Here is a 25,517-nt window from a genome sequence, read left to right on the forward strand (position 1 = left end):
GTGAATCGACGTAACTTTCTAAAACTGACCTGCGGTGGCGCGATGTTGGTAGGGGTTGCCCCTGCGGCGCAGGCCGGGCCGGAGAACAAGCAGCCCATCCCCAACTCGCTGGGCATGCTGTATGACTCGACCCTGTGCGTGGGTTGCCAGGCCTGTGTCAGCAAATGCCAACGTATCAACCATACCGATGAACCGCATGGCGAAACCTATGCCTACGCGGGTACCGAAGCGACCTGGTCGAACAACGACAAGCTCAGCCCTTACACCAACAACATTATTCAGGTGTGGACCAGCGGAGACGGCAAGCACAAAGACCAGGTGGACAACGGCTACGCCTATATCAAAAAGCAGTGCATGCACTGTGTCGATCCTAACTGCGTATCCGTCTGCCCGGTCCAGGCGCTGCACAAAGATGCCAAAACCGGCATCGTGCATTACAACCCCGATGTCTGTACCGGTTGCCGCTACTGCATGGTGGGCTGCCCATTCAACGTGCCGAAATACGACTACGACAACCCGTTCGGCAAGATCCACAAATGCGAACTCTGTAACCAGAAAGGCGTTGCCCGGCTGGATCAGGGCGGGCTGCCAGGCTGTGTCGAAGTCTGCCCAACCGGGGCGGTGATCTTTGGCACTCGCGAGCAGTTAATGGCCGAAGCCAAACAACGTCTGGCCATCAAGCCCGGTGAAAATTACCGTTATCCGCGCCAAACCCTGCAGGGCAACGACCATTACGAACACCCGGTGCCACATTACCAACCGCACCTGTATGGCGAGCATGAGGGCGGCGGAACGCAGGTGCTGGTGCTGACCGGTGTGCCTTTTGAGGATCTCGGCTTGCCAGCGCTGGAGGAGTTGTCAACCGGTGCGCGTTCCGAGCATATCCAGCACACGCTGTACAAAGGCATGGTGTTGCCGTTTGCCGCTCTGGCCGGGATCACCTTCCTGGTGCAGCGCAACCAGCGTAACGAGCGTCAGGACAAGAAGGAAGATAAACATGACGACGCATAAAACGCAGCCACTCGGCGGGCGGCTGGTGAGCTGGCCGGTGATGATGCTGGCACCGTTTGTGGTGCTGTGCCTGTTGCTGATCCTCAAACGTCTGGTGTTGGGGTTGGGCGATGTTTCCGATTTGAACGGCGGCTATCCCTGGGGGATCTGGATCGCGTTCGATCTGTTGGTAGGCACCGGTTTAGCCTGCGGCGGCTGGGCGTTGGCCTGGGCGGTGTATGTGTTCAACCGGGGAGAATATCACCCGCTGGTGCGGCCTGCGCTGTTAGCCAGCCTGTTCGGCTATTCGCTGGGCGGGCTGTCGATCACCATCGACGTCGGCCGTTACTGGAACCTGCCTTACTTCTATATTCCCGGCCATTTCAACACCTCGTCGGTGCTGTTTGAAACCGCGGTCTGTATGACGATCTATGTTGGCATCGTGGCGCTGGAGTTTGCCCCAGCGCTGCTGGAACGGCTGGGCTGGAAGGTGTCGCTCAAAAGGCTCAACAAGGTGATGTTCCTGGTGATCGCCCTGGGCGCATTGCTGCCAACCATGCACCAATCCTCGATGGGTTCGCTGATGATTGCGGCGGGGATCAAAATCCACCCGCTGTGGCAAAGCTACGAAATGCTACCGCTGTTCTCTCTGTTGACGGCGGGCATTCTGGGCTTCTCGATAGTGATATTTGAAGGCTCACTGGTGCAGGCCGGGCTGCGGGGGAAAGGGCCAGAGGAAACGCCGCTGTTTGCCCGCATGACCTACATCATCGATGGGTTCTTACTGCTGTTTATTGTGCTGCGCTTTGGGGAACTGATCTGGCGCGGCAAAACGGACTATCTGTGGCATCTCGATCGGTTTGCCATCTCGTTCTGGGTGGAAACGCTGTTGATGTTGGTGCCGCTGGTGATGTTCCGCTGGAAACGTAACCGCCGCAACTCACGCCTGCTGTTTCTCGGTGCGCTGAGCATGGTTTGCGGAGCGTCGTTCTGGCGGCTGAATTACGCGTTGCTGGCCTACGACCCTGGCAATGGCTACCACTATTTCCCGACGGCCAGCGAACTGCTGATCTCCATCGGCTTTGTGGCAATTGAAGTTTGTGCGTACATCCTGTTGATCCGGTTGTTACCGGTGCTGCCTGCGCATCAACATAAGAATGAAAACAACCAGTTAGAGGTAGAGCATGAGCCAACGCATCACCATTGATCCCGTCACCCGTATTGAGGGCCACCTGCGCATCGACTGTGAAATCGAAGACGGCAAGGTGGTTAAAGCCTGGTCCTCCGGCACCATGTGGCGCGGAATGGAAGAGATCCTGCAAGGTAACGACCCGCGTGACGCGTGGATGATCGTCCAGCGGATCTGCGGCGTGTGCACCACCATTCACGCGTTAGCCTCGGTGCGGACGGTGGAAAATGCGCTGGGCATGGAGATCCCGGTCAATGCCCAGTATATCCGCAATATCATTGCCGCCGCCCACAGCATTCACGACCATATTGTGCATTTCTACCAGCTCTCGGCGCTGGACTGGGTAGACGTCACTTCGGCGCTGAAGGCCGATCCACAGAAGGCTGCCGATTTGCTCAGTGGCCTGTCTAGCTGGCCGTTGAACAGCGTTGCCGAGTTCACCCGGGTGCAGCAGAAGATCAAGGATCTGGTCGCCAGCGGCCAACTGGGCATCTTCGCCAATGGCTACTGGGGGCACCCGGCCATGGCGTTACCGCCGGAGATTAACCTGATCGCCGTTGCCCACTATCTGCAGGCGCTGGAATGCCAGCGTGATGCCAACCGCGTGGTGGCAATACTGGGCGGCAAAACGCCGCATATCCAGAACCTGGCGGTGGGTGGGGTGGCTAACCCGATCAACCTCGATGCCCCTAGCGTGTTGAACCTCGAGCGCCTGATGTACCTGAAAACCTTTATCGATCGCCTGGGCGACTTTATCGAGCAGGTTTATCTGGTGGACAGCGCGGTGATCGCGGCGCATTACCCTGAGTGGCTAACCCTCGGCAAAGGCTCAGACTGCTATCTCTGCGTGCCGGAGCTGCCGATCGATCGTAAAGGCGACCAGTTCCTGATGCCGGGTGGCTATCTGGAGAACGGCAAGTTCCGACCGATCGCCAACCAGCGCGATGAGTATCTGATCAAGGGTATTCAGGAGAGCGGTAAACACGCCTGGTATCAGGACGATGAACCACTGGCACCGTGGGAAGGGCTGACCCGGCCTAAATACACTGGCTGGCAAGAAGATGGTAAATACTCCTGGGTAAAAGCGCCAACCTTCTACGGCAAAGCGGTAGAGATGGGGCCGTTGGCCTGGCTGATGTGTACCCTGCAAGCCGAACACCCGCCAACCCAGAAATATTTTGCCAAGGTCAACAGCAATTACCAGGCCCTGACCGGCAAAGCGTTAACCGCCGATCAGTTGCCGTCGACCCTGGGCCGCATTGTCGGGCGCACGGTACATGCCTGTGTACTGCATGAAACCCTGGGCCAGCAGTGGCAGGCGTTGGTGAGCAATATTGGCAGCGGCGACCACGAAACCTTTATCCCACCGAATATTCCATTGACCGGTGAGATCCGGGGCGTGGGCTTTATCGAAGCTCCGCGCGGTGCATTGTCCCACTGGGTGGTGATCAAGGACGGCAAGATCGCCAACTATCAGGCAGTAGTGCCCTCAACCTGGAACGCCGGGCCACGCAACTTTAACGATGAGCCCGGTCCTTACGAGCGCTCGCTGGTTGGCACGCCGGTGGCCGATCCGAGCAAACCGCTGGAGGTGGTGCGAACTATCCACTCGTTCGACCCGTGCATGTCCTGTGCGGTACATATTGTAGACACCACTGGCAATGAAGTGACCAGGGTCAAGGTGCTGTAATGAGAATCTTGGTATTAGGCATAGGTAATCTGTTATTGGGCGATGAAGCAGTGGGCGTGCGCATCGTCGAAGCCCTTGAGCAGCGCTATCGCTTACCGGCCCATGTTGAGGTGCTGGACGGTGGCACCTCGGGGATGGAACTGATGGAAATGATGGCCGATCGCGATCATCTGATTGTGGCGGATGCGGTGTTGACCGGTGCCGCACCGGGCAGCGTCGCCGTGCTGTATGACGAAGAGATCCCGGCGCTGTTTACCCGTAAGGTTTCGCCCCATCAACTTGGGCTTTCCGACGTGCTGATGGCGCTGCGGCTGACGGATGAGTTTCCCCGTCGGCTCACCCTGGTGGGCGTGGTGCCAGAGTCGCTGGAGCCTGGAATAGGTCTGACCGCCGTGGTCAGCCAGGCGATTGAACCAGCGTTAGCCCAGGTGTTGCTGGCGCTGCAAGAGAGCGGCGTGGTGGCGGAGCCAAAAGAGGTGGCCAATGCAGACTGTGACTAACGGTTTTCAGCTCAATCCCAGCGCGCGGTTGGAAACCGCCTTTCAGGCGATCGCCGATGGTGAGATGCAGGGTTTGCCGTTTTTCCAACCGCAAATCCCGGTGCGTGCCTGTGGCTTTCAGCTGTTTGAACGGCAGTGGGTCGGCACCATTCTCACGCCGTGGATGCTCAGCCTGCTGGTGTTGCCCGGTCCTGAACAGGTTTGGCAACCCTATGCGGTGGGAGACAAGCTGGCGTTGAGCCTGCCTTGCGGCAGCGTGCGGTTCATCGTCGGTGAGATTGCGGGTTGCGGGCAATACCTGGCCTGTTCGCTGATGTCTCCGTTGGATCGCCATCTGGGGGCCGAGCAGGCGCTGGCGTTGGCACAACAGAGCGCGCAGATGGCGCTTTCGCTACCGGTGGCGGATGGCAACATCCCCAGTAATCCGGGGCGCAGGGCGCTATTTGGTCTGTCACAGAGAACGGCGTAGGCGTAGATGCATGAAATCAGCCTGTGCCTGAGCACGATGGAATTGATAGAGCAGCAGGCTCGGCAGCACGGAGCTAAACGGGTGACGGCGGTGTGGCTGGAGATTGGGGCGCTCTCTTGTATTGAAGAGCACGCGCTGCGTTTCAGCTTTGCCTCCGCATCCCGCAATACGCTGGCAGAGGGGTGCCAGTTATTGCTGGACTACCAGCCGGCACGCGCCTGGTGCTGGAGTTGCAGCATGAGCGTGCAGATTGAAAAACATGATGAAGGTTGCCCACAGTGCGGCAGCCACCAGTTGCGCGTTGAGAGCGGTGACAGCCTGCGGTTGAAGCAGCTGGAAGTGGAATAATTTTGAGGAGTGAATAACGATGTGTACGACTTGCGGTTGCGCCAGTGGCGAAAAAACCATCGAAGGTGACGAACATCATCACCATGACGACCACCATCATCACGACCATCATGATGCTCACCACCATCATCCTGATCATCACCACCACCACGACGGAGAACATCAAGCACCGGCAGGCGTGGTGATCCATCACCATCATCACTATTACCACCAGGGCGATGTGCATCACCATTACGCGGGTGTCGCAGCGGCGGAGCGCTTTACGCCAGAGGTGCAACCGCATTCGCAAGACCTGCACTATGGACACGGCGAGGCGGGAAGCCATGCACCGGGTATCGGACAGCGCCGTCTGGTGCAGATTGAACAGGACGTCCTGAGCAAGAACAACCATCTGGCGGCCCACAACCGCGAACACTTTTCCGCGCAACATATTCTGGTGCTGAACCTGGTTTCCAGCCCCGGTTCGGGCAAAACGACCTTGCTAACGGCCACGCTGGAACGATTGGCGGGCAAATTACCCTGCGCGGTGATTGAGGGCGACCAGCAAACCACTAACGATGCCGAGCGTATTCGCGCCACTGGCGTACCGGCTATTCAGGTTAATACCGGCAAGGGCTGTCATCTGGACGCGCAGATGGTACACGACGCGGCACACCGCCTGGATTTGCAGGATCACAGCCTGCTGTTTATCGAGAACGTCGGCAACCTGGTCTGCCCGGCCAGCTTCGATCTGGGCGAACGACATAAGGTCGCAGTGCTGTCGGTGACGGAAGGGGAAGACAAGCCGCTGAAGTATCCTCATATGTTTGCTGCCGCAACGCTGATGATTATCAACAAGATCGATTTGCTGCCTTACGTTAATTTCTCTGTAGAGAAATGCATCGAGTTTGCCCGCCAGGTTAATCCGTCCATCCAGGTGATCTCATTGTCGGCCACCAGCGGTGAAGGAATGGATCTCTGGCTGAACTGGCTGGGGGAACAATAATGTGCCTCGGTGTGCCCGGCAAGGTGACCGCAGTGGGGGAGGATATCCACCAACTGGCCTGGGCCGACGTGTGCGGCGTGGCGGTCAGGATCAATATTGCGCTGGTCTGTGAAGGATCACCGCAGGAGTTGATCGGCCAGTGGGTGTTGGTGCACGTCGGCTTTGCCATGAGCCTGCTCGATGAACAGGAAGCGCTGGAGACGCTGGCGGCATTGCAGCATATGCGCGCCGTCGGGTTGGCACGGGATGACGAGGATGCCAATGCGCTACGTTGATGAATTCCGCGATCCGGCGCTATGTCAGGCGCTGTTACGGCGCATCGAAACGTTGATGTTAGCCATTCCCCAGTCGCAGCGCCTGCCGCTACAGGTGATGGAAGTCTGCGGTGGCCACACCCACGCGATCTTCAAGTTTGGTCTTGACCAACTGTTGCCGGACAGCCTGGAATTTGTCCACGGCCCCGGCTGCCCGGTTTGCGTATTGCCGATGGGGCGCATTGATAGTTGCCTGGAGATTGCCGCCCATCCGGAGGTGATTTTCTGCACCTACGGTGATGCGATGCGGGTTCCTGGCCGCAATGGGTCACTGTTGGATGCCCGCCGCCGTGGTGCCGATATCCGGGTCGTTTATTCGCCGCTGGATGCGCTACAGCTGGCGGCGGATAACCCTCAGCGTGAAGTGGTGTTTTTTGGCCTGGGTTTTGAAACCACCATGCCCGCCAGCGCCTTGACGTTGCAGCAAGCCCGCCAGCGGCAGCTGAAAAATTTCACTCTGTTTTGCCAACATATCACTCTGATCCCCACCTTACGCAGCCTGTTGCAGCAGCCCGATGTGCGCATCGACGGCTTCCTGGCGCCGGGCCACGTCAGCATGGTGATCGGCAACGCGCCCTATCAGTTTATCGCTGCGGATTATCATAAGCCGCTGGTGGTGACCGGCTTTGAGCCGTTGGACATTCTGCAAGGTTTGGTGATGCTGCTGGAACAGCTGCGTGATGGCCGCCGTGCGGTAGAAAACCAATACCGGCGCATCGTACCTGAACAGGGCAATCTTCTGGCCCAGCGGGCGATGGCAGAGGTGTTTGGCCTGAAAGAGAGCAGCGAATGGCGCGGGCTGGGCGAGATTGCCCACTCTGGCGTGCAGATCAAACCTGAGTATGCGGATTTTGATGCAGAGCTGCGGTTTAAACCGCAGGCGCAGCGGGTGGCTGACGATCCGCGTTCACGCTGTGGCGAAGTGTTGACCGGGCGCTGCAAACCGGATGCCTGCCCGCTGTTTGGCAAGCAATGTACGCCGGAGAACGCCTTTGGTGCCCTGATGGTGTCCTCGGAAGGGGCCTGCTCGGCTTACTATCAGTATCGCAGGGAGAACGCATAATGCGTGAAGAGAACAACGGGCGAGAAATTACTCTGGCCCATGGCAGCGGTGGCCGCGCCATGCAATCCCTGATTGAAGAACTCATGCTACCCGCCTTTGCCAATCCGGCATTAAATGCCCGGGAAGATCAGGCACGAATCTCACTGGATGAGCTTGTTACCTCGGGCGACCGCTTGGCGGTATCGACCGACAGTTACGTTATCGATCCCATTTTCTTCCCCGGTGGTGATATCGGCAAACTGGCGGTTTGCGGCACCGCTAACGACGTGGCCGTCAGTGGTGCCCAGCCGCGTTATCTGAGCTGCGCCATGATCCTGGAGGAAGGGTTGCCTTATGCCACGCTGGAACGCATCGTCCAGTCGATGGCCAGCACGGCGCAGCAGGCCGGGATCCAGATTGTGACCGGCGATACCAAAGTGGTGCCCCGTGGTGCGGCAGACAAAATCTTTATCAATACCACCGGCTTGGGAACCATCCCGGCTGGCGTCCAGTGGGGGGCCGCTAACATCCGCCTGGGTGACAGCATTATCGTCAGCGGCACCTTGGGCGATCATGGCGCAACCATTCTGAACCTGCGTGAAGGGCTGGGCCTGGAGAGTGAATTAAGCAGCGATTGCGCGCTGTTGGCTCCGCTGATTGCCCCATTGTTACCGATTGCCGGGGTGCGCGCTTTACGCGATGCGACTCGTGGCGGCGTGACGGCGGTGCTACATGAGTTTGCCGCTGCTAGCGGCTGTGGCATGGCGATTTCCGAGGCGGCGTTACCGTTGAAACCGGCGGTGCGGGGGATTTGCGAACTGCTGGGGCTGGATGCGCTCAACTTTGCCAACGAAGGCAAGCTGGTGTTGGTGGTGGCAGCCGAGGCTGAAGCTGAAGTGTTAGCTGCGTTGCATAGTCATCCGCTGGGCCGCGATGCGGCGGTGATTGGCCATACCACCGAGCGCCAGCAGGTGAGCCTCACCGGGCTGTTCGGGGTTTCCCGGCGGCTGGATCTGCCGCTGGATGAGCCTTTGCCACGGATCTGCTAGTGGTTTGGTTGTGGTGTTGAGTGTGTTTTTGCCCCTCACCCTAACCCTCTCCCACAGGGAGAGGGGACCGACCGAGTTCGCTTCAGTTGCAGAGAGTCACCTGATCATGGCTGAGGACAACAGGTCGGTCGCGGTACTCAACCACGGCACCGAATCAGCTCCCTCTCCTTGGGGAGAGGGTTGGGGTGAGGGAGACAAAGATTGATCGCGATAGCTGACCAAGGCACCGAATTAGCTCCCTCTCCCTGTGGGAGAGGGTTGGGGTGAGGGGCGCAGGACCAACAGAAGGATCAGGACAACATGGCAGATTTTGAGCCGGAGAATATCGCCAGCAGCAACGGCCTTCGCCTGCGGATCAAGGGCAAGGTGCAAGGGGTCGGATTTCGTCCCTACGTTTGGCTGCTGGCCCGGCGCTTTAACCTGTGCGGCGAGGTCAGCAATGACGGTGCCGGGGTGATCGTCCAGTTATGGCAATCGTCTGCCATAACGGATTTTTTGCGGGTACTGCCGCAAGAGTGTCCACCCCTGGCGCGGATCGATAGCGTCACCTCTACACCGTTTTACTGGCCGCAACAGCCAGCGAGTTTCACCATTGCCAGCAGCGGAGCGGGGCAAGTGGATACCCATATCGTGGCGGATGCGGCCACCTGCGATGCCTGCCTGGCAGAGCTGAACTCGCCGCATAACCGGCGCTATCACTATCCGTTTATCAACTGCACCCACTGCGGCCCGCGATTTACCATCATTCGCCGGATGCCCTACGATCGGCCCAATACCTCAATGCAGCCTTTTCCGCTGTGCCCGCAGTGCCTGGCGGAGTATCAGGATCCTGCCGACCGTCGTTTTCATGCACAGCCTACCGCCTGCCCGGAGTGTGGCCCGCACCTGTGGCTCAGCGATGCCGCAGGCCAAACCACCGCTAGCGCCGACGATGCGCTGAAACTGGCCGCACTGGCGCTGATTGCCGGGCAGATCGTGGCGGTGAAGGGGATCGGCGGTTTTCATCTTGCCTGTGACGCCACCAACTCGGCTGCGGTACAGCGCCTGCGTGCGCGTAAACATCGCCCTGCCAAGCCCTTGGCGGTGATGATGCCGGATACTCACTGGCTGCAACAATGTGTTCAGGTCGCGGAACCGACGGCACTGTTAAAGCTGTTGCGTAGCCCACCAGCCCCGATAGTGCTGGTAATGGCTCACCCGCAAAGTCCCTTGTGCGGGGAGATTGCGCCGGGGTTGAATGAGATAGGGGTGATGTTACCGGCTAATCCACTGCAACATCTGCTGTTGCAACAGGTCGCGCGGCCACTGGTGATGACCTCCGGCAATCCGGCAGGCAAACCTCCCGCACTGAGCAACCAACAGGCACTGGATGAACTCGCTGGGGTGGCTGACGTCTGGCTGCTGCATAACCGCGAGATCGTCCAGCGAGCCGATGACTCTTTAGTACGCTTGACCGAGCAGGGTAGTGAGATGCTGCGCCGGGCACGTGGCTATGTCCCGGATGCGATGCCCTTGCCCCCTGGCTTTACCGCCCAACCGGCCATTCTGGCACTGGGAGCCGATAGCAAGAATACCTTCTGCCTGCTGTGGGATGACCGGGCGGTGGTCAGCCAGCATCTAGGCTCGCTGGAAGATGAAACCACCCGGCAACAGCAACAACGATTGTTGGCGCTGTTTGGCGAAATCTACGGCGTGGTGCCACAGGCGATCGCCATCGATGCCCACCCCGGCTATCTCAGCCAACAGCAGGGCCTGGCGTTGGCCAACGAGCGGACGATCCCTTGTGTCACCACGCTGCATCATCATGCCCATCTGGTAGCCTGCCTGGCGGAACACGGCTGGCCGCGCGACGGCGGTAAGGTAATAGGGCTGGCGTTGGATGGGCTGGGATATGGCCTTGGCGGGCAATTGTGGGGCGGTGAATGCCTGCTGGTAGATTATCAGCATTGTGAGCATTTGGGCGGGTTGCCCGCAGTGGCATTGCCAGGGGGCGATGTGGCCGCTCGCCAGCCGTGGCGCAACCTGTTGGCCCAGTTACAGCGTTTTGTCCCCGATTGGCAGACGTTGCCAGAGGCCGCCTCTATTCCTCAACCGCAGGTGACGATCTTACTGCGGGCGGTAGAACGGCAAATCAACTCACCGTTGGCCTCTTCCGCCGGGCGCTTGTTTGATGCGGTGGCCGCAGCATTACAAATCGTGCCGCCACAAATTTCCTGGGAGGGGGAGGCTGCCTGCCAGTTGGAAGCCTTGGCGTGGCAAAGCCCGCCTCATCAGCCCCCGGTTTCACTGCCGCTGCTCGGCAATCAGCTGGATCTGGCCACCTTCTGGCGGCAATGGCTGGCCTATCAGGCCCCCCCGGCACAGCGTGCTTATGCGTTCCATTTCGCCCTGGCCCAGGGATTTGCCGCATTGGCTCGCCACGCGACAAAGCAATACGGCATCAATACCGTCGTGCTGTCCGGTGGAGTGATGCATAACGCGCTGTTGCGGCAACTGTTGCTCCAGCAGTTGGACGGATTACAGGTCTTGCTGCCATCCCGTTTACCGGCAGGCGATGGCGGGTTGGCCTTGGGGCAGGCGCTGATTGCCGCCAACCGACTTATTCAAGGCAGGCATAAGGATGAATTTATAACGTAATCAACTGTTTTCACGAGTAAAACCACCACCTTCATTCACTGGAAAATTTAGGTATTCATTATGCGTATTAATGTCAAAGCTGTAGCTGTATCCCTACTGGCGCTGTTCCCCATGCTGGCCTTTGCCCATGTGGGCCATGACGGTGGCGCGCATCACGTATTAAGCTTTACCGAAGGCTTTATCCATCCGCTGACCGGGATGGATCATCTGGTTGCCATGGTATTGGTAGGCATCTGGAGTGCTATGAATACCAAGCAGTGGTGGCTGGCGCCGCTGGCGTTTGCCGGTTTGCTGCTGACCGGTGCGCTGGTTGGCATGGCAGGTGTGACCGTACCTGGCACTGAGTTCATCGTTGCCGCCTCGCTGCTGGGCATTGGCGTGATGGTTGCCTTACAGCTGAAACTGTCGGCGATAACGGGCGCATTGATTATCGGCGCTTTTGCCATTTTCCACGGTCTGGCCCACGGTTCTGAGCTTTCTCATTCGGTGGCGGCGCTTTCCGGTATGGTGATTGCAACGGCGTTGCTGCATGTGGCAGGGTTGGGTATCGGTTATCTGCTGGCGTCTTCGTCTACGCATAGCGGCTGGGCGCGGGTGATTGGCGGCGGTTCATCTCTGCTGGGGATCGGCCTGCTCAGCGGTGTGATCTGAGTTTAACCATTTCCTCACCAAGGTTTGCTGGCAGTGACTTTGCGATCGCTGCCAGCAGTCTCTCCTGTTTATCTCAAAAAATAACAAGCGGCTGGATTTGTGCCTATTTTATAGTTAGATTCCCTGCTAGCTAATTGCGTTTGATACTGCGCTATCTTCCGCACAACTTTTAACCCTATGAGTTAATTAAAGAATGACAGGGAATGTTGCTATGAACAGGGTGATAGGTTTACTGGCGTTATGCCTGGTTTCTTTTTCTTCTCTGGCCGATTGCCAGCCCCTCCTGGCCGAGCTGGCTAAGCCCTTCGCCGCCAAAACGACCATGAATACCGAGCTGTCCACCTGCAAGGTGTGGCCCTATGCTCCGGAAAAAACCATAGCGGTGCTGATGCTGGAACCCAAGGAAGAGGCCCAACCCGATTTTACCGACTATGACGTCGCCGTTTTGGTGGTTGATAGCCAGACCGGCAAGGTGCTGGCCAGCAAATATCATCCCAAAGCGATTATGGATGATGCCATCTACACCAGCAGCGTGACCATCGACACTGCGCGCTACCAATTATCTCCAGCGATACGCGCCTTCGGGGTGCGTTTTATCCACCGTGGCTCCTCCTCGGTCAATCCCATCAGCATCGAACGGCTTAACCTCTATACCCTGCAAGATCAGCAGGTCAGTCTGGTGCTCAACAATCTCACCATGAATGAATATAGCGGTGAGTGGGATGGCCAGTGTGCAGGGGATTTTGCCACGACCCATCGCGCATTGGCGCTTGGCAAGAGCGCACATAACGGCTTACAGGATCTACAACTACAGACCATGGCGACGCACAAGGAAGCCAGCAAAAAAGGGGAGGACTGCGTGGAAAGCAGCAAAGTCGTTGCCAAGACCCGCGTCGAACTCAAGTTCGATGGTAAAGCGTATCCGGTTGCACAGGATAAACTGCTCGATCATCGTTTTTAATCCGTGCCTGGTCGTTAGCAACCATGAAAAAAATCTGCCTCTACGAACAGAGTCGTCGTGCCATGCTGCGCCCCTACGGTCGAACATGTGCGATCCCCAGACAAATTACCTCCGGCTCACCTTGTAGGGGCGCTGCATGCTGCGCCCATTAAGATATTCAATAGGTTAATGTTTGACGCCTATAAATGCCTCAGTCCTCTGCCAGCACCTGTTGCAGCGCGGCTATCAGCTTGTGGTTGGCCGCTTCGCTCTTGATCGCCACCCGATAATAGTCGGCGGACAGGCCAGGGTAGTTGGCACAGTGGCGGATCAGGATGCGGTGCTGCAACAACGCCTGTTGCAGATCGTAGCCGGGACGCAGGCAGCGTAGGAAAATATAGTTCGCAGTCCCTGGCCAAATGCGCAAGTGCGGCAAGGTGGCCAGCGCGTCAAACAACCAAGCACGCTGTTCTCCCAGCCATTGGTGGGTTTGCTGGATGTAATCGCGATCGTCGAGGATCACTTCGCCTGCCAGTGCTGCATAGGCATTAATGGTCCAGGGTTCGCGCTGTTGTTTCATCTGTTGTAAAGCCGCGCGATCGCTGCTGACCAGATAGCCGAGCCGCAGGCCGGGGATGGCAAAGAATTTGGTCAATGAGCGCAGGATATAAAGGCGGGAATACTCCGCCATTTGCGGGATCAGCCCCGGCGCATCCGGCAGAAAATCGATAAAGGCTTCATCAACGATCAACGCAATATTGTGCTGGCGACAACAGGCGACAATGGCTTGCAACAGCGCGGGGTCTGGCATCAGCCCGGTCGGATTGTTAGGGGTGGCCAGGAACAAACAGTCCGGTTGGCGCTCGGCCAGCACCTGCAGCAGGCGATCATCGGGTTGAAAACCCCCGGCTTCATCCAACAGGAAGTCCTCGATCTGGCAGTCAATCCGCTGCAATGCCCGGCGGTATTCGGCAAACCCCGGCGTAAGGAGCAGCGCCGTGCGGGGGCGTAGCCGGTTCACGATGGCGTAAATCAGCTCGGTGGCCCCGTTGCCTGCCATGATATTCTCTGGCGGGCAGTGATGAACCCGTGCCAATGCCGCATGCAGACGCCGGTATTCAACGTCGGGATAGCATTCGGCGCTGGTCAGATGCTCGATAATCGCCGCCTTCAGGCTGGCGGGCATGCCCAACGGATTGATATTGGCGCTGAAATCAATAATCTCGGCCGGATCCAGACCGGTTTTCAACGCCATTTCCAGTACGTTACCACCATGTTCGCTCACGGTTTTGCTATTCCCCTGTCAAGTTTGCGTGCAGGATAACACAGCGTAATTGCCGTTGATCCGTTGCAAACTGAACCTGTCGCCCAGGTGAATGCCAGATCTTGGCGTGTATTCGCCATATCAACAGGTTATTATGGCATGGCCATTGTCGAGGCTATCGAGATGAAAACTAAGTGATAAATTGAAGCGTGGAGTTCATTGAACCCATACGTTGTGATTAACCGTATTATTGCCAACTGGATAACCCACACCCTGAACGATGACAGGTTGTGGTTGGGAAGGGGGTTTAACTCCCCCGCAGCCCCCGCTGCTGTGATGCCGACGAGTCCACTGCGCCACTGATCTGAGGATTGGGAAGGGAGTGGATGAGGATGACGCTAAGCCAGAAGACCGGTCAGTTGGTCACACATTCAACACCTTCGGTGGGAAGGGGGTTGTCATAAGATACGTGCAGCTATGTTGCACCGCCTGGTCGTATCCTGTTGACACCCAAATCCCGCCCGAGAGGTCGGGATTTTTTTATGCCATTAACCCACCATCAGGCTTTCTCAATCGCGGCTACAAGGTGCGTGTCATGACGCTGCTAGCCTGGTTCGCGGCCTTTCTGCTCGACAGCCTGTTAGGTGACCCGCCGCACTGGCCGCATCCGGTGCGCTGGATCGGTAACCTGATCACGGTGCTGCAACGCGCGATCCTCCGGACTTGCCATAGCGAGAGAGCGCTAAAACTTGGCGGCGGGCTGCTGTGGCTGGGCGTCGTTGGGTCGGTCTGGCTGGTCAGTTGGGGATTTTTGACGCTGATGCAGTATATCCACCCGTGGTTAGGCTGGCTGGCGGAAGTCTGGCTGATTTATACCCTGCTCGCCGGGCGCTGCCTGGAGCAGGCGGCCATGGAGGTTTACCGGGCACTGCAAAGTGCCGATCTTGAGGAGAGCCGCCACAAGCTGTCGTGGATTGTCGGGCGGGATACCTCACAACTGGAAGAGCCGCAAATCACCCGGGCGGTGGTGGAGACGGTGGCAGAAAACAGCGTGGATGGCGTAATTGCGCCGCTGTTCTTTTTGCTGATAGGTGGAGCACCGTTGGCGATGGCGTATAAAGCGGTTAACACTCTTGATTCAATGGTGGGCTATAAAACGCCGAAATACCGCGCTATCGGCTATGTGTCGGCGCGGATGGATGACTTCGCCAACGGGTTACCGGCCCGGCTTAGCTGGCTACTGCTGAGCTGTGCGGCCCGGCTGAACGGGTTGGACTATCGCCAGGCGTTACGCATTGGCTGGCGCGATCGCTATCAGCACACCAGCCCTAACTGCGCCTGGTCGGAAGCCACCGTGGCTGGAGCGCTGGGAGTTCGGCTTGGCGGTCCTAACAATTACTTTGGTCAACGGGTCGAAAAGCCGTGGATCGGTGAGGCTCGGCGGGAGATCGAGCTGGCGGATATTCCACGCAGCACTCGTCTGATGATGACGGCCTCGCTGTTGGCTCTGCTGCTGTTTGCAGCGTTGCGCCTGCTATGGCTTGGCGCTTGAAATAATAATGGTTTGCGCGGCTCAGCCAGCGCGACGTGGAGAATAATTGATGAAACGGTGTGTGATGGTGCAGGGAACCGCATCCGATGTGGGTAAAAGCCTACTGGTGGCCGGGCTGTGCCGGATATTCATGCAGGATGGCTATCGCTGTGCGCCGTTCAAATCGCAGAATATGGCGCTCAACTCCGGCATTACCGCCCGTGGCGAAGAGATGGGCCGGGCGCAGATCTTTCAGGCCGAAGCCGCCGGTATCGCACCCGATGTGCGGATGAACCCGGTACTGCTGAAACCGACCAGCGATTGCCAGGCGCAGGTGGTGCTGATGGGCAAAGTGGCCTGCAATATGGACGCGGTCAGCTATCACGAGTACAAGCCGCAGTTGCAGCAACAAATCAGCGAGGTGTATCACAGCCTGGCCAGCGGCTACGACATCATGGTGCTGGAGGGGGCAGGTAGCCCGGCGGAAATCAACCTGCGCGATCGCGACATCGTCAATATGGGCATGGCGGCGATCGCCGATGCGCCAGTGCTGTTGGTGGCGGATATCGATCGTGGCGGGGTATTTGCCGCTATTTACGGCACGCTGGCCCTGTTGGAACCAGAAGAGAAAGCCCGGGTGAAAGGGGTAATCATCAATAAATTCCGTGGTGATATTGCCTTGCTCTATTCGGGCTTGGAGCAGATCGAAGCCCTGACTGGTGTGCCGGTGCTGGGCGTGATGCCCTGGTTGAATATCGATCTGGAAGATGAGGATGGTGTGGCGTTGCAAAATGGCAAATATGCCCCGACAGGCAGCAGCCATGAGCTGGACATCGCGGTGGTACAGCTGCCCTATATGTCCAACTTTACCGATTTTAATGCCTTGGCGGCCCAGCCCGACGTAGGGTTGCGCTATGTTTCGCACCCGGCGGCGCTGGCCGGTGCCGATCTGATTATCCTGCCGGGTAGCAAAAATACCCTAGGGGATTTGCAGTGGCTACAGCACAGCGGGTTGGCGGCGGCGTTACAGGATCAGCACCGGGCCGGAGTGCAGATCGTGGGTATTTGTGGCGGCTACCAGATGCTCGGTAAGCACATTATTGATGGCGTGGAATCCGGAGTGGAGCAGATGGTGGGTTTGGGATTGCTGGATGTCACCACCCGCTTCGCACCGCAAAAAGTCACAACGCAGGTGACAGCGCAATGTGAGCCTGGGTTGCCCGGCCTCTGGTCTGGCTGTGGCGATCAGGACGTCGTTGGTTATGAAATCCATATGGGCACCACCCAGCTTGGATCAGAGGCTATGCCCTTCTCCCGTCTTTCCCTACGTAACGGCCAACCGGACAGCGCCTTTGACGGGGCAGTTAACCCCGCCGGTAACGTACTGGGCAGCTATATTCATGGCTTATTCGACAGCGCACCTTTTTGCCGCGCGCTGCTAAACCAATTGCGCCAGCGTAAAGGGCTGCCGGTTTACGACGGCCCGGCTTTCGATTATGCCGATTATAAGCAGCAACAGTTCGATCTCTTGGCCGATAAGATGCGGGAACATATTGATATGGATAAAATTTACCGCTTGATGACCGAGCACCAGCAAACGGGGGCCCAATGATCCTGATCACCGGTGGAGCACGCAGCGGCAAAAGTTCGCTGGCCGAAAGGTTAGCGAGCGGTGTCAGTGACCGGGTGTTGTATATCGCCACGTCGGTGGTCACCGATGAGGAAATGGCTGAACGGGTCAAGCTGCATCGCCAGGCCCGGCCTGCGCATTGGCGTACCTGGGAGGGCAGCCAGCAACTGGCCAGCGTGATCGACCAACAGGCGGGGGCGGGAGATGCGGTGATCCTGGAGTGTATTACCACGCTGATCGCCAACCTGATGTTTGACCTGACCGGGGAGATGCCGGTGGAAAGCATCGACTTTGCCGTGGTTGAAACGGCAATCCAACGGCAGATCGATGATCTGCTGGCCGCCTGCGTCCGCAGCCCAGCGGCGATTTATCTGGTCACCAATGAACTGGGGATGGGCATCGTGCCGGAAAACCGTCTGGCACGGCACTTCCGTGATATTGCCGGGCGTGTTAACCAGCGTTTGGCCGCCGCCGCTGAGTCGGTGCTATTGGTAATTTCTGGTATTGAGGTCAAGATCAAATGAGTTTGCGACTGTTTTGGGCCACCCTGCAATTGATGACGCGTATCCCGTTGCCCGCCAGTTGGACGCAGGGGTTAGCGATGGATAATTACCAGCGTGGCATCGTCGGTTTCCCCTTGATTGGCCTGATCGTCGGTGCAATCGGTGGCGCCGTCTTTACCCTGTTGGCTCCCTGGTGTGGGGTACCGCTGGCGGCGTTGGGATACGTGCTGGCGTTGGCTCTGGTTACCGGTGCCTTCCACCTCGACGGATTGGCCGATACCTGTGACGGCGTATTTTCGGCTCGTACTCGGGAAAAAATGCTGGAGATCATGCGCGACAGTCGCCTAGGTACCAATGGTGGGTTGGCGCTGATCTTTATCGTTGTGGCCAAAGTGTTGGTGATCAGTGAACTGGCACTGCGCGGGGTACCGATGTTGGCCACGTTGGCGGCAGCAGGAGTAGCCTGCCGGAGCCTGGTGGTATTGATGATGTATCGCCAGCCCTATGCCCGTGAGGGTAACGGGCTGGGGAACCTTTACATTGGCAAGATTAGCGGCGGACAAACGCTGTTCACTCTGGCGCTGGGGGCCGCTTTGGTCGCCTTGTTAGGGCATGGGCAGGGGCTGTTTGCGCTTGGTTGTGCGCTGATCGCTGTGATGTTACTGCGTACCTATCTGCACCGCCGTCTGGGCGGGCAAACCGGTGACACCCTGGGAGCGGCGATAGAAATTGCCGAGCTGATCTTCTTACTGGCACTGCTGTGAGTGGGCGTTATGCGGCTATTTTTGGTACGACACGGGCAAACGGCGGCGAATCGGCAGGGCGTATTTTGCGGCATGACCGACTTGCCGTTGACCGAACAAGGTGAGCAGCAGGCCAGGCAGATCGCACAATGGCTGGCCGAGGTGCCTTTTACCCAGGCGATCAGCAGTGAGTTAAGACGCGCCCAACATACCGCCGAGATCGTGCTCGGGCAAAGGGAACTGGTGATCCAACCCGACGGCGGCTTTAACGAAATGAATTTTGGCGACTGGGAAATGTGCCATCACCAGGATTTACAGCAGCAGGATAGTGCTGCCTGGGCCGACTGGGTGGCAGATTGGCAGCTAGCCTGCCCGCCAGCGGGGGAGTCCTTTCCACTGTTTTCACAGAGGATTAGCCAGCAGGCCCAGCGTCTGCTGAACGAACAGGGCGATGGCGATCGTCTGCTGGTGGCGCACCAAGGTTCTCTGAGCCTGCTGCTGGCTGGGTTACTAAAGTTGCCCCCCACCGGGATGTGGCATTTCCCGTTTACCCAGGGAGCCTACAGCGTGGTGGAACTCAACCAGGGGTTTGTCACGCTAAAAGTATTTAACAGCCAGGCTCATTGGCAGCCTGCAAGCAGAGAATAAAGTTATGCAAACATTGTCATCGTTAATCGACCTGATTAAGCCGTTGGACGCGGCCGCCATGCAACAGGCAGCGGCAAAGATTGATGGCCTGCTTAAGCCACCGGGCAGCCTTGGCCGCCTGGAACAGTTGGCAACTCAGTTGGCCGGGATGCGCGGTTTTAGCGAGATGGCCGCCAGCCGCAAGCAAATAATCGTCATGATGGCCGATCACGGCGTTTATGCTGAAGGGGTGGCGGTGTCACCGCGTGAAGTGACGGTGATCCAGGCGCTGAATATGGTGAAAGGCAATACCGGCGTTTGCGTATTGGCGGCCAATGCCGGTGCCGAGGTGAAGCTGGTGGATGTTGGCATCGACAGCGAACCCTTGCCGGGCCTGATCGACATGAAAGTTGGGCGCGGCAGCGGCAACATTGCGCGTGGTGCGGCAATGACGCGCCAGCAGGCGGAGGAGTTGCTGTTGGCCACGGCTCAATTGACGTTGGAACAGGCGGCGCTTGGGGTGAAGTTGTTTGGCGTTGGTGAGTTGGGGATGGCTAATACTACGCCAGCCGCTGCGTTAGTTAGCGTCTTTACCGGCCGCGAACCGCAGGAAGTGGTCGGCATTGGGGCCAATTTCCCCAGCGATCGTTTGCACCACAAGGTGGACGTGGTGCGTCGGGCGATTGAGGTAAATCAGCCGGATGCCCAAGACGCGTTGGACGTGTTGGCGAAGCTGGGTGGATACGATCTGGTGGGAATGGCTGGCGTGATGCTGGGGGCTGCTGCGGCCGGTCTGCCGGTGATCCTCGATGGTTTTCTCTCTTATGCCTCTGCGCTGGCGGTCTGCGGCATTGCGCCTCAGGCTCGGGATTATCTGCTGCCGTCCCATTTCTCTGCGGAGAAGGGCGCGGCTGCGGCTCTTGAGCACCTGCAATTGGCACCTTATCTGCATCTGGATATGCGGCTGGGGGAGGGCAGCGGTGCCGCCATTGCCATGCATATCGTGGATGCGGCCTGCGTGATGTTTAATCAGATGGGATCGTTGGCGGACAGTAATATCGTTATTCCCGGTAACGCGACCTGAACGGCTGATACCACCACCAAGATTTCACCTTGTAGGGGCGCCGCCCGCTTAGCTAGGGTCGAACATATGCTCGACCCTGTTAATTCGACAAATTAAGCAGTTTGCAGGTTGGTTGCACGGCCAAACAGGCGTTTAAACAGCCAGTAAATCACGCTGGCTGCCAGCAGTGAGTTAATGGTTGGCACACCCCATTCCGTCACCAGGCCGATTACGCTGCCGACGATGCTGGCGATAATCGCTGCCCAGCCGATGAGCGGCGTTTCTTGCGGCAGTTGGCCAAGCTGGCGGCTGGCGTCCAGAGCATCGCGGTGGCTGCGCAGCAGGAAATAGTCCACCAGCATGACGCCGAGGATCGGTGGGAATACCACGCCCAACACGGTCAGGAAATCCACAAACCGGTCCAGGATCCCAAGAACCGAAAGCAGCGTGCCCAAAAGACCGATAATCACCGTGGTCGCGGTGTATTTCAGCTTCTTACCGGTAATTCCTTCAACCGCATTCACCACGCCCAAGGACGACGAATAGAGGTTCAGATCGTTAACGCGCAGGGTGGAGAACACGACCACCAGCAAACCGATACCGCCCGCACTCTGGGCCATGATCGTCACCACGTCTGCGGTGCCGAGGGTTTTGGCAATAAAAATCGCCAGACCGTTAACCACGAATTCACCGGCAATAATGGTCAGCAGAGTAATACCAAACACGTGGCGTTTGTTTTTGGAGTAACGGGTCAGGTCAGGGGTCATCAGGCTGGCGACAATGGCGCCGCCGACCACGATGGTGATGCCTGCGCTGATGGTTAACGGGTCCCCCATCGGTGCCAGCAGAATGGCCTCATGCAGTTTCTGCCCAGAGAGGACGTTATAGGAAATAAAGAACACCAGCAGGATAAACAGCGGCACTGCGATACGTGCAGTGATGCGCAGCGCTTTAAAACCAAAAGCGACCAGCACCGTCAAAAACAGGCCGGAGAGTGAGGCTGACAGCGGGAAGCCCAGGCGATCGCCCAAGGCGAAGTTAAGCGATTTGGCAAAGATGGCGTTCTGAATGCCAAACCAGCCCAACAGGCTGACGGCCACTACCAAGCCGATAAGCACCGAGCCTATGCGGCCAAAGCCACACCAGCGAGCCAGCAGGCTGCCGGAGATACCTTCTCTCATCCCGGCCAAACCCAGCCCGAACGTCACGACCCCAAAGATCAGGCTGCCAATCGAGATGGCGATAAAGGCATCGGTCAGGGTCATTGAGTTACCCAGCACGGCACCCAACATAAACTGGTCCAAGGCCGTTAGCATACCCATATGCACGATGGCGACGCTGAGGAAGGAGACCCTCTTATCCTGCGGTACCCGGCTCAGTGGGTAGTCTTCAATTTTAATCACGATAATCTCTCGTTAACGTTTAAATAAATTGGATGCCTTTTTCAATCAGGCGTACTGGAATGTAGCTGTCCAAATTCACCAGTTTGCAATACTCCTCGAACTGCTGGAGCGTATGCACATCGGCTTTTTGGTAGATGTTGTAGATTCTATTTTCTATGGTTTTATTGCTGACGTCATATAACCTGGCAATCTCTTTGTTGGTGTAGCGTTGCAGCATCAAAAATATGATGTCCAGCTCCGACTGGGTAAAAATCCGGATGCTGACTTCGGTAGTTAATATGCTGGGTTTTTGCTGGTTGATATATTTTAGCGGTGAAAAACTGTCCAGCGGACGGGCGTTCCACATGGTGCCAACCAGCTCTTCCTTGTCATTATAAATAGGCAGTTTTTCGCTGATAAAGGGGACCAGGCTGTCGCTACCGTACCAGAAGTGCGTCTCGATGACGGCTACGCGATCCCGCGTTCCTTCGGTTTTCCTGTCGTGTTCTTGCAAGTCGGGGGCGAACTCTGCCCAATCGGCAGGGAATTCGGCATCAAGCTTGCCCGTAATATCGAAATTGAGAGGTGTATTGGTATAAAGATAGGCCGCCTTATTCATATAAATATGGCGTGAAGATAAATCTTTAATGCCCCAAGGCTCATTTAAATGTTCCATCATGGTGATGAGACCTTTTAAATATAATTCATTGCTCTGCCAAAATGAATCCATTTGAACCCCTCATACTTCAGCGCTATCAGATGTTTTTCGCTAAATAAATGCGAGTATGGCGGTGCGCATAGCCCGCTAAGTTGCCATACGGTTGGTACCCCAGTTTTTCGTAAAACGCCTGCGCCTGAAAACTGAAGGTATCGACATAGGCCATATGGCAACCGCGCTTGACGGCTTCCTGTTCTGCCCGCAGCATCAGGTCACGGCCGTAGCCTTTTTTGCGATACTCGTCACCCACCCACAGGTACTGGACTTCTAATCCACCCCACCAGGTTCTGGCAACCAGCCCTGCCACAATCTGCCCGCGATCGTCGGTGACGGTCAGGAATAACGGATGAATGTCTACCGCATCATACTGATGGTTGTGCGCCCAGAGGCTGTCAATCACGAACTCTTCGTCCTGCGGATTTGGAGTGTCCGTTACGTTAATCTTCATGGCCAATCTTTCCTTTTCATGCTAATAATTCAAATGTTCATTAAGGTGTCTGTATTGATTAGCTTTTGTTAACATTTATTGACAATGATTACAAGGGTGTTTTTCACCTGTTTTCCTGGTGGCAAAAAATGGGTATGTTGTTGGCAAGAGAAGGGAATAATTGACCTTTCTCAAGAGTATACCGAATAGAAAAATATTGTGCTTCACCAGGGATACGCCCTTTAGGGCAGAGGGTAGTGACAAGAGCAAGCTAACTTGCCAACCGCACTATTCCTCACTGAACATGTAGTAAGATTTACCATCACTTCGTAGTAATGCATTGCGCAAAGTAGCGGATTAAACTCCGCTACTTTGCCGCAAAATCCGTGCCATTATCGTATAATTACCTGTTAAGCACCGCGTTTCGTGGTGCTCCTCGCTTCAAGTGGCTCCACTGAGGTATTATGGCCGAGTGGCCCATTTCGCGGCCAGCTTGCAACAGGTGAGAAAATATTGATGGCATTATGAAAACACTTAAGCCACGCCGCCCTCATGGGAGGTGGATCTATTACATTCTGCACGAAGATATTCTGTGGCCATGCCCGGTCAAATGGGAGTGGGAAGAGAATTTCGAGGCATGGTTGCCTTTTTACTATTCGCCCACCCTGGAGTTTGTGGCAGGCGATCCGGCGAAAGCCGTCAAGGTGACGAAACCCCAAACGCCCGGCTTGCAGCCGAAACGCCTGGAGTACGCTTGATTCGGGGAAACCCGATGATTATTCAACCTTTCCCTGAATGCTGATATTCGCCAAGCCATGCTATCCGGGCTGAAACAATCCATCCCCAACGCACAACCGCTTTTCTGGCGGAACTCAATTGAGCAAATCGTGAACGGTACGGCGCACGTAGTGGGTCATCTGTGCCAGGTCTTCGGGCGCAACCGGGCCACCGCCAGCCATGACGACCTGTTGCTCGATCTGAGTGATCTCTTGCTCAACCCGGTTGGCGATTTGCACCTTGACGATCTTGTCTACCGATGACAGCAGAACCTTCAATACCACTTTCAGCGCAATGTTTTCGCAGAATGAATCGTAGGAGTGGGCTGTTGGCGGCGCTTCTACCGCCGGTGGCGGCATGCGTGGGGCCATAGCCTTGAAACTGTCTACATTTTCAATAATAAGATCCATGTCTCTTATTAGTTCATCAAAATCTTTAGACACTGACTTATTTCCCTTTGCAGTACGCAAAAAATAGAACGCCTGGCTTTGGTTGGCGGACAGGCGGACACAGCTTGAATCGACCGGACGTTCAACGGGTGAGCGGTAGGCTGGTCGGCATTTTAACCCTGCTCGGGTTCCGCAAACAAGATAGGGATGATTGATGGCTAGCCTTATATGTATAACTGCCAGTGATGATTTTTCGCTGACCATACAAAGTGCATTGCCGCACGGAGCTCGGATAACCGGGAGGATATGATAAAAATTGCGAAGGGTATTCAGATAAACGCTTAGACCGCAACCCGACAAGCGCTGCGCAGGCTAAACTTGAGGGGCAGACATTTACACCGGGAGGAGATATGGAACCCGAACGTGGCATTAAGCGAGTGATACTTTCTGATGGCGCTATCAAACATGTGGTGGTGGAAGACGCTATGGGCAACGAGCGCTCCCTGGCTGCCGTAGATTACATCTCTGAGGGGATACAGCCGCCGTTGGAAACGCTGCCGGAAGTCCCGGCCCAAGAAGAGTAAAAAGGTCCAGGAGGATTGGTTGTCAACCCTCGGCACCGGGCGGCGATTGCTGCTGCCAATCCGGCACGATATTGCCGATTGCTAGCCTTTTCCCCATACTGGCAGAAATTGTGTATTTTAGTGCACCCAGCAGGAAGGGCAAGTCAGTGTCAACGGCCAAGAAAAACTCTACTCCCACGCTGTTTCTGAAGATCAAACCCCAGGAAGCCGTACTGGTCTTTATCACCATGCTCTGGGGCGGCACTTTTTTGGCCGTGCATCAGGCGATGCTGGTCAGTGGGCCATTCTTTTTTGTCGGGCTACGTTTTGGCACCGCGACGTTGGCGCTGGTGCTGTTCTCTCTGCGTTCGCTACGCGGGATGACCTGGTACGAAATCAAGGCCGGAGTGTTTATCGGCACCTCGATCATGTTCGGCTATGGCCTGCAAACCATGGGGCTGCAAACCATCACCAGCAGCCAGTCGGCCTTTATTACTGCCATGTACGTGCCGATTGTGCCGTTATTGCAGTGGCTGGTCCTTGGGCGTATGCCGGGGATCATGTCCTGGATTGGCATTCTGCTGGCCTTCGTCGGGCTGATGCTGTTGAGCGGGCCAAGCAGTTCCAGCCTGGCATTCAGCGGCGGTGAATTCCTGACGTTGGTCAGTGCGTTGGCGATCGCCATCGAGGTGATTTTAATCGGTGCTTTTGCGGGCAAGGTCAATGTGCGGCGGGTGACCATTGTGCAGTTGGCTACTGCGTCGTTGTTATCGTTTTTGATGATGGCTCCCACCGGAGAGTCGGTTCCGGCGTTTTCCAACTATCTGCTTTACAGCGCGGTAGGGCTGGGGATCGCCAGTGCGGTGATCCAACTGACGATGAACTGGGCACAACGCAGCGTTTCACCTACCCGTGCCACGGTTATTTATGCCGGTGAACCGGTATGGGCAGGGATAGTCGGCCGTATCGCCGGTGAGCGTTTGCCTGGGTTGGCGCTGATTGGCGCAGGGTTGATTGTGCTGGGGGTGATTGTTAGTGAGTTGCGTATTCGGCGTAAACCAAAGCCGGTAGAGTTGACATAGGGGCGGGCGCTGCA

Annotated in this window: 27 protein-coding genes and 1 riboswitch; of the genes, 22 read left to right on the top strand and 5 right to left on the bottom strand. The window is 56.9% G+C overall.

Going from position 1 to position 25,517, the window contains the following annotated elements; genetic code table 11:
- From hybA to D9980_RS04580, 13 genes are all read left to right on the top strand, one after another.
- Positions 1-1,011 (top strand): hydrogenase 2 operon protein HybA, encoded by a 1,011-nt coding sequence (hybA, locus tag D9980_RS04520; RefSeq protein WP_121606540.1) that lies wholly within the window; start codon positions 1-3, stop codon positions 1,009-1,011.
- Entirely contained in the window at positions 998-2,197 is a 1,200-nt protein-coding gene (gene hybB, locus D9980_RS04525; RefSeq protein ID WP_021804782.1) for a Ni/Fe-hydrogenase cytochrome b subunit, read from the top strand. Before hybA ends, hybB begins: the two co-directional genes overlap by 14 nt.
- The gene (gene hybC, locus D9980_RS04530; protein ID WP_098931614.1) at positions 2,175-3,869 is read left to right on the top strand and encodes a hydrogenase 2 large subunit; all 1,695 of its coding nucleotides are present in this window, start codon (positions 2,175-2,177) and stop codon (positions 3,867-3,869) included. Before hybB ends, hybC begins: the two co-directional genes overlap by 23 nt.
- Positions 3,869-4,369 carry a HyaD/HybD family hydrogenase maturation endopeptidase gene (locus tag D9980_RS04535; RefSeq protein ID WP_121606541.1) on the top strand — a complete coding sequence of 167 codons (501 nt, stop codon included), beginning with the start codon at positions 3,869-3,871 and terminating at the stop codon, positions 4,367-4,369. The genes hybC and D9980_RS04535 overlap by 1 nt, the downstream gene beginning before the upstream one ends.
- Positions 4,353-4,838, top strand: a complete 486-nt coding sequence (hybE, locus tag D9980_RS04540; RefSeq protein WP_121606542.1) for a hydrogenase-2 assembly chaperone — start codon at positions 4,353-4,355, stop codon at positions 4,836-4,838. The genes D9980_RS04535 and hybE overlap by 17 nt, the downstream gene beginning before the upstream one ends.
- A 6-nt stretch (positions 4,839-4,844) precedes the next feature.
- Entirely contained in the window at positions 4,845-5,186 is a 342-nt protein-coding gene (hypA, locus tag D9980_RS04545; RefSeq protein ID WP_121606543.1) for a hydrogenase maturation nickel metallochaperone HypA, read from the top strand.
- 19 nt (positions 5,187-5,205) lie between these two features.
- The gene (hypB, locus tag D9980_RS04550; RefSeq protein ID WP_121606544.1) at positions 5,206-6,171 is read left to right on the top strand and encodes a hydrogenase nickel incorporation protein HypB; all 966 of its coding nucleotides are present in this window, start codon (positions 5,206-5,208) and stop codon (positions 6,169-6,171) included.
- The gene (gene hybG / locus D9980_RS04555) at positions 6,171-6,446 is read left to right on the top strand and encodes a hydrogenase maturation factor HybG (protein WP_024486886.1); all 276 of its coding nucleotides are present in this window, start codon (positions 6,171-6,173) and stop codon (positions 6,444-6,446) included. Before hypB ends, hybG begins: the two co-directional genes overlap by 1 nt.
- Positions 6,433-7,548 (top strand): hydrogenase formation protein HypD, encoded by a 1,116-nt coding sequence (hypD, locus tag D9980_RS04560; protein WP_121606545.1) that lies wholly within the window; start codon positions 6,433-6,435, stop codon positions 7,546-7,548. The genes hybG and hypD overlap by 14 nt, the downstream gene beginning before the upstream one ends.
- A gap of 59 nt (positions 7,549-7,607) precedes the next feature.
- Positions 7,608-8,576: a hydrogenase expression/formation protein HypE gene (gene hypE, locus D9980_RS04565; RefSeq protein WP_305000459.1), complete on the top strand. Its 969-nt coding sequence runs from the start codon at positions 7,608-7,610 to the stop codon at positions 8,574-8,576.
- 300 nt (positions 8,577-8,876) lie between these two features.
- The gene (hypF, locus tag D9980_RS04570) at positions 8,877-11,213 is read left to right on the top strand and encodes a carbamoyltransferase HypF (protein WP_121606547.1); all 2,337 of its coding nucleotides are present in this window, start codon (positions 8,877-8,879) and stop codon (positions 11,211-11,213) included.
- A 60-nt stretch (positions 11,214-11,273) separates the two neighbouring features.
- The gene (locus D9980_RS04575; protein ID WP_121606548.1) at positions 11,274-11,864 is read left to right on the top strand and encodes a HupE/UreJ family protein; all 591 of its coding nucleotides are present in this window, start codon (positions 11,274-11,276) and stop codon (positions 11,862-11,864) included.
- Between the two features lie 211 nt (positions 11,865-12,075).
- Positions 12,076-12,825 (top strand): hypothetical protein, encoded by a 750-nt coding sequence (locus tag D9980_RS04580; protein ID WP_121606549.1) that lies wholly within the window; start codon positions 12,076-12,078, stop codon positions 12,823-12,825.
- A 190-nt stretch (positions 12,826-13,015) separates the two neighbouring features.
- On the opposite strand, the gene cobD is transcribed toward D9980_RS04580, so the two are convergent.
- Positions 13,016-14,089, bottom strand: coding sequence for a threonine-phosphate decarboxylase CobD (gene cobD, locus D9980_RS04585; RefSeq protein WP_121606550.1), 1,074 nt, complete (start codon positions 14,087-14,089; stop codon positions 13,016-13,018).
- Positions 14,090-14,309: 220 nt separating this feature from the next.
- Positions 14,310-14,503, top strand: a riboswitch (cobalamin riboswitch).
- Between the two features lie 160 nt (positions 14,504-14,663).
- Here cobD and cbiB point away from each other — a divergent pair.
- The 6 genes from cbiB to cobT are packed head-to-tail and all read left to right on the top strand — an operon-like array spanning position 14,664 to position 20,186.
- Positions 14,664-15,620, top strand: a complete 957-nt coding sequence (cbiB, locus tag D9980_RS04590; RefSeq protein WP_121606551.1) for an adenosylcobinamide-phosphate synthase CbiB — start codon at positions 14,664-14,666, stop codon at positions 15,618-15,620.
- A 49-nt stretch (positions 15,621-15,669) separates the two neighbouring features.
- Positions 15,670-17,211: a cobyric acid synthase gene (locus tag D9980_RS04595; RefSeq protein ID WP_121606552.1), complete on the top strand. Its 1,542-nt coding sequence runs from the start codon at positions 15,670-15,672 to the stop codon at positions 17,209-17,211.
- Entirely contained in the window at positions 17,208-17,753 is a 546-nt protein-coding gene (gene cobU, locus D9980_RS04600) for a bifunctional adenosylcobinamide kinase/adenosylcobinamide-phosphate guanylyltransferase (RefSeq protein WP_121606553.1), read from the top strand. Before D9980_RS04595 ends, cobU begins: the two co-directional genes overlap by 4 nt.
- On the top strand, positions 17,750-18,496 hold the full coding sequence (gene cobS / locus D9980_RS04605) for an adenosylcobinamide-GDP ribazoletransferase (RefSeq protein ID WP_121606554.1): 747 nt from the start codon (positions 17,750-17,752) through the stop codon (positions 18,494-18,496). The genes cobU and cobS overlap by 4 nt, the downstream gene beginning before the upstream one ends.
- Positions 18,497-18,505: 9 nt before the next feature.
- The gene (locus D9980_RS04610; RefSeq protein WP_121608950.1) at positions 18,506-19,123 is read left to right on the top strand and encodes an adenosylcobalamin/alpha-ribazole phosphatase; all 618 of its coding nucleotides are present in this window, start codon (positions 18,506-18,508) and stop codon (positions 19,121-19,123) included.
- 4 nt (positions 19,124-19,127) lie between these two features.
- Positions 19,128-20,186, top strand: a complete 1,059-nt coding sequence (gene cobT / locus D9980_RS04615) for a nicotinate-nucleotide--dimethylbenzimidazole phosphoribosyltransferase (protein ID WP_121606555.1) — start codon at positions 19,128-19,130, stop codon at positions 20,184-20,186.
- A gap of 92 nt (positions 20,187-20,278) precedes the next feature.
- On the opposite strand, the gene D9980_RS04620 is transcribed toward cobT, so the two are convergent.
- The 3 genes from D9980_RS04620 to D9980_RS04630 are packed head-to-tail and all read right to left on the bottom strand — an operon-like array spanning position 20,279 to position 22,713.
- Positions 20,279-21,568 carry a cytosine permease gene (locus D9980_RS04620; protein WP_121606556.1) on the bottom strand — a complete coding sequence of 430 codons (1,290 nt, stop codon included), beginning with the start codon at positions 21,566-21,568 and terminating at the stop codon, positions 20,279-20,281.
- Between the two features lie 19 nt (positions 21,569-21,587).
- Positions 21,588-22,277, bottom strand: coding sequence for a PAS and helix-turn-helix domain-containing protein (locus tag D9980_RS04625; RefSeq protein WP_121606557.1), 690 nt, complete (start codon positions 22,275-22,277; stop codon positions 21,588-21,590).
- 25 nt (positions 22,278-22,302) lie between these two features.
- Positions 22,303-22,713 carry a GNAT family N-acetyltransferase gene (locus D9980_RS04630; RefSeq protein ID WP_021178360.1) on the bottom strand — a complete coding sequence of 137 codons (411 nt, stop codon included), beginning with the start codon at positions 22,711-22,713 and terminating at the stop codon, positions 22,303-22,305.
- Positions 22,714-23,216: 503 nt separating this feature from the next.
- On the opposite strand from D9980_RS04630, the gene D9980_RS04635 reads away from it, so the two are divergent.
- A complete protein-coding gene (locus tag D9980_RS04635) occupies positions 23,217-23,450 on the top strand; it encodes a hypothetical protein (RefSeq protein WP_024486733.1) in 234 nt (77 codons plus the stop codon).
- Positions 23,451-23,564: 114 nt separating this feature from the next.
- Here D9980_RS04635 and D9980_RS04640 read toward each other — a convergent pair whose 3' ends face one another.
- The gene (locus D9980_RS04640; RefSeq protein WP_024486732.1) at positions 23,565-23,879 is read right to left on the bottom strand and encodes a hypothetical protein; all 315 of its coding nucleotides are present in this window, start codon (positions 23,877-23,879) and stop codon (positions 23,565-23,567) included.
- 389 nt (positions 23,880-24,268) lie between these two features.
- Between D9980_RS04640 and D9980_RS26820 the strand changes: the two genes are divergently transcribed.
- The gene (locus tag D9980_RS26820) at positions 24,269-24,442 is read left to right on the top strand and encodes a hypothetical protein (protein ID WP_164721884.1); all 174 of its coding nucleotides are present in this window, start codon (positions 24,269-24,271) and stop codon (positions 24,440-24,442) included.
- 146 nt (positions 24,443-24,588) lie between these two features.
- On the top strand, positions 24,589-25,503 hold the full coding sequence (locus D9980_RS04645) for a DMT family transporter (protein WP_121606558.1): 915 nt from the start codon (positions 24,589-24,591) through the stop codon (positions 25,501-25,503).
- Positions 25,504-25,517 lie beyond the last annotated feature (14 nt).

The sequence above is a fragment of the Serratia sp. 3ACOL1 genome, from assembly GCF_003668775.1.
Taxonomy (GTDB): Bacteria; Pseudomonadota; Gammaproteobacteria; order Enterobacterales; family Enterobacteriaceae; genus Chania; species Chania fonticola.

What these genes read in the sequence shown, in the direction of transcription:
- D9980_RS04535 (WP_121606541.1), top strand. Translation starts at nt 3,869, where the DNA reads ATGAGAATCTTGGTATTAGGCATAGGTAATCTGTTATTGGGCGATGAA.
- hybC (WP_098931614.1), top strand. Translation starts at nt 2,175, where the DNA reads ATGAGCCAACGCATCACCATTGATCCCGTCACCCGTATTGAGGGCCAC.
- D9980_RS04595 (WP_121606552.1), top strand. Translation starts at nt 15,670, where the DNA reads ATGAAACGGTGTGTGATGGTGCAGGGAACCGCATCCGATGTGGGTAAA.
- hypB (WP_121606544.1), top strand. Translation starts at nt 5,206, where the DNA reads ATGTGTACGACTTGCGGTTGCGCCAGTGGCGAAAAAACCATCGAAGGT.
- cobT (WP_121606555.1), top strand. Translation starts at nt 19,128, where the DNA reads ATGCAAACATTGTCATCGTTAATCGACCTGATTAAGCCGTTGGACGCG.
- hypD (WP_121606545.1), top strand. Translation starts at nt 6,433, where the DNA reads ATGCGCTACGTTGATGAATTCCGCGATCCGGCGCTATGTCAGGCGCTG.
- D9980_RS04625 (WP_121606557.1), bottom strand. Translation starts at nt 22,277, where the DNA reads ATGGATTCATTTTGGCAGAGCAATGAATTATATTTAAAAGGTCTCATC.
- D9980_RS04635 (WP_024486733.1), top strand. Translation starts at nt 23,217, where the DNA reads ATGAAAACACTTAAGCCACGCCGCCCTCATGGGAGGTGGATCTATTAC.
- hybE (WP_121606542.1), top strand. Translation starts at nt 4,353, where the DNA reads ATGCAGACTGTGACTAACGGTTTTCAGCTCAATCCCAGCGCGCGGTTG.
- D9980_RS04575 (WP_121606548.1), top strand. Translation starts at nt 11,274, where the DNA reads ATGCGTATTAATGTCAAAGCTGTAGCTGTATCCCTACTGGCGCTGTTC.
- D9980_RS26820 (WP_164721884.1), top strand. Translation starts at nt 24,269, where the DNA reads ATGGAACCCGAACGTGGCATTAAGCGAGTGATACTTTCTGATGGCGCT.
- D9980_RS04580 (WP_121606549.1), top strand. Translation starts at nt 12,076, where the DNA reads ATGAACAGGGTGATAGGTTTACTGGCGTTATGCCTGGTTTCTTTTTCT.
- hypA (WP_121606543.1), top strand. Translation starts at nt 4,845, where the DNA reads ATGCATGAAATCAGCCTGTGCCTGAGCACGATGGAATTGATAGAGCAG.
- cobU (WP_121606553.1), top strand. Translation starts at nt 17,208, where the DNA reads ATGATCCTGATCACCGGTGGAGCACGCAGCGGCAAAAGTTCGCTGGCC.
- D9980_RS04640 (WP_024486732.1), bottom strand. Translation starts at nt 23,879, where the DNA reads ATGGATCTTATTATTGAAAATGTAGACAGTTTCAAGGCTATGGCCCCA.
- hypF (WP_121606547.1), top strand. Translation starts at nt 8,877, where the DNA reads ATGGCAGATTTTGAGCCGGAGAATATCGCCAGCAGCAACGGCCTTCGC.
- D9980_RS04630 (WP_021178360.1), bottom strand. Translation starts at nt 22,713, where the DNA reads ATGAAGATTAACGTAACGGACACTCCAAATCCGCAGGACGAAGAGTTC.
- hypE (WP_305000459.1), top strand. Translation starts at nt 7,608, where the DNA reads ATGCAATCCCTGATTGAAGAACTCATGCTACCCGCCTTTGCCAATCCG.
- hybG (WP_024486886.1), top strand. Translation starts at nt 6,171, where the DNA reads ATGTGCCTCGGTGTGCCCGGCAAGGTGACCGCAGTGGGGGAGGATATC.
- D9980_RS04610 (WP_121608950.1), top strand. Translation starts at nt 18,506, where the DNA reads ATGCGGCTATTTTTGGTACGACACGGGCAAACGGCGGCGAATCGGCAG.
- hybB (WP_021804782.1), top strand. Translation starts at nt 998, where the DNA reads ATGACGACGCATAAAACGCAGCCACTCGGCGGGCGGCTGGTGAGCTGG.
- cobS (WP_121606554.1), top strand. Translation starts at nt 17,750, where the DNA reads ATGAGTTTGCGACTGTTTTGGGCCACCCTGCAATTGATGACGCGTATC.
- cbiB (WP_121606551.1), top strand. Translation starts at nt 14,664, where the DNA reads ATGACGCTGCTAGCCTGGTTCGCGGCCTTTCTGCTCGACAGCCTGTTA.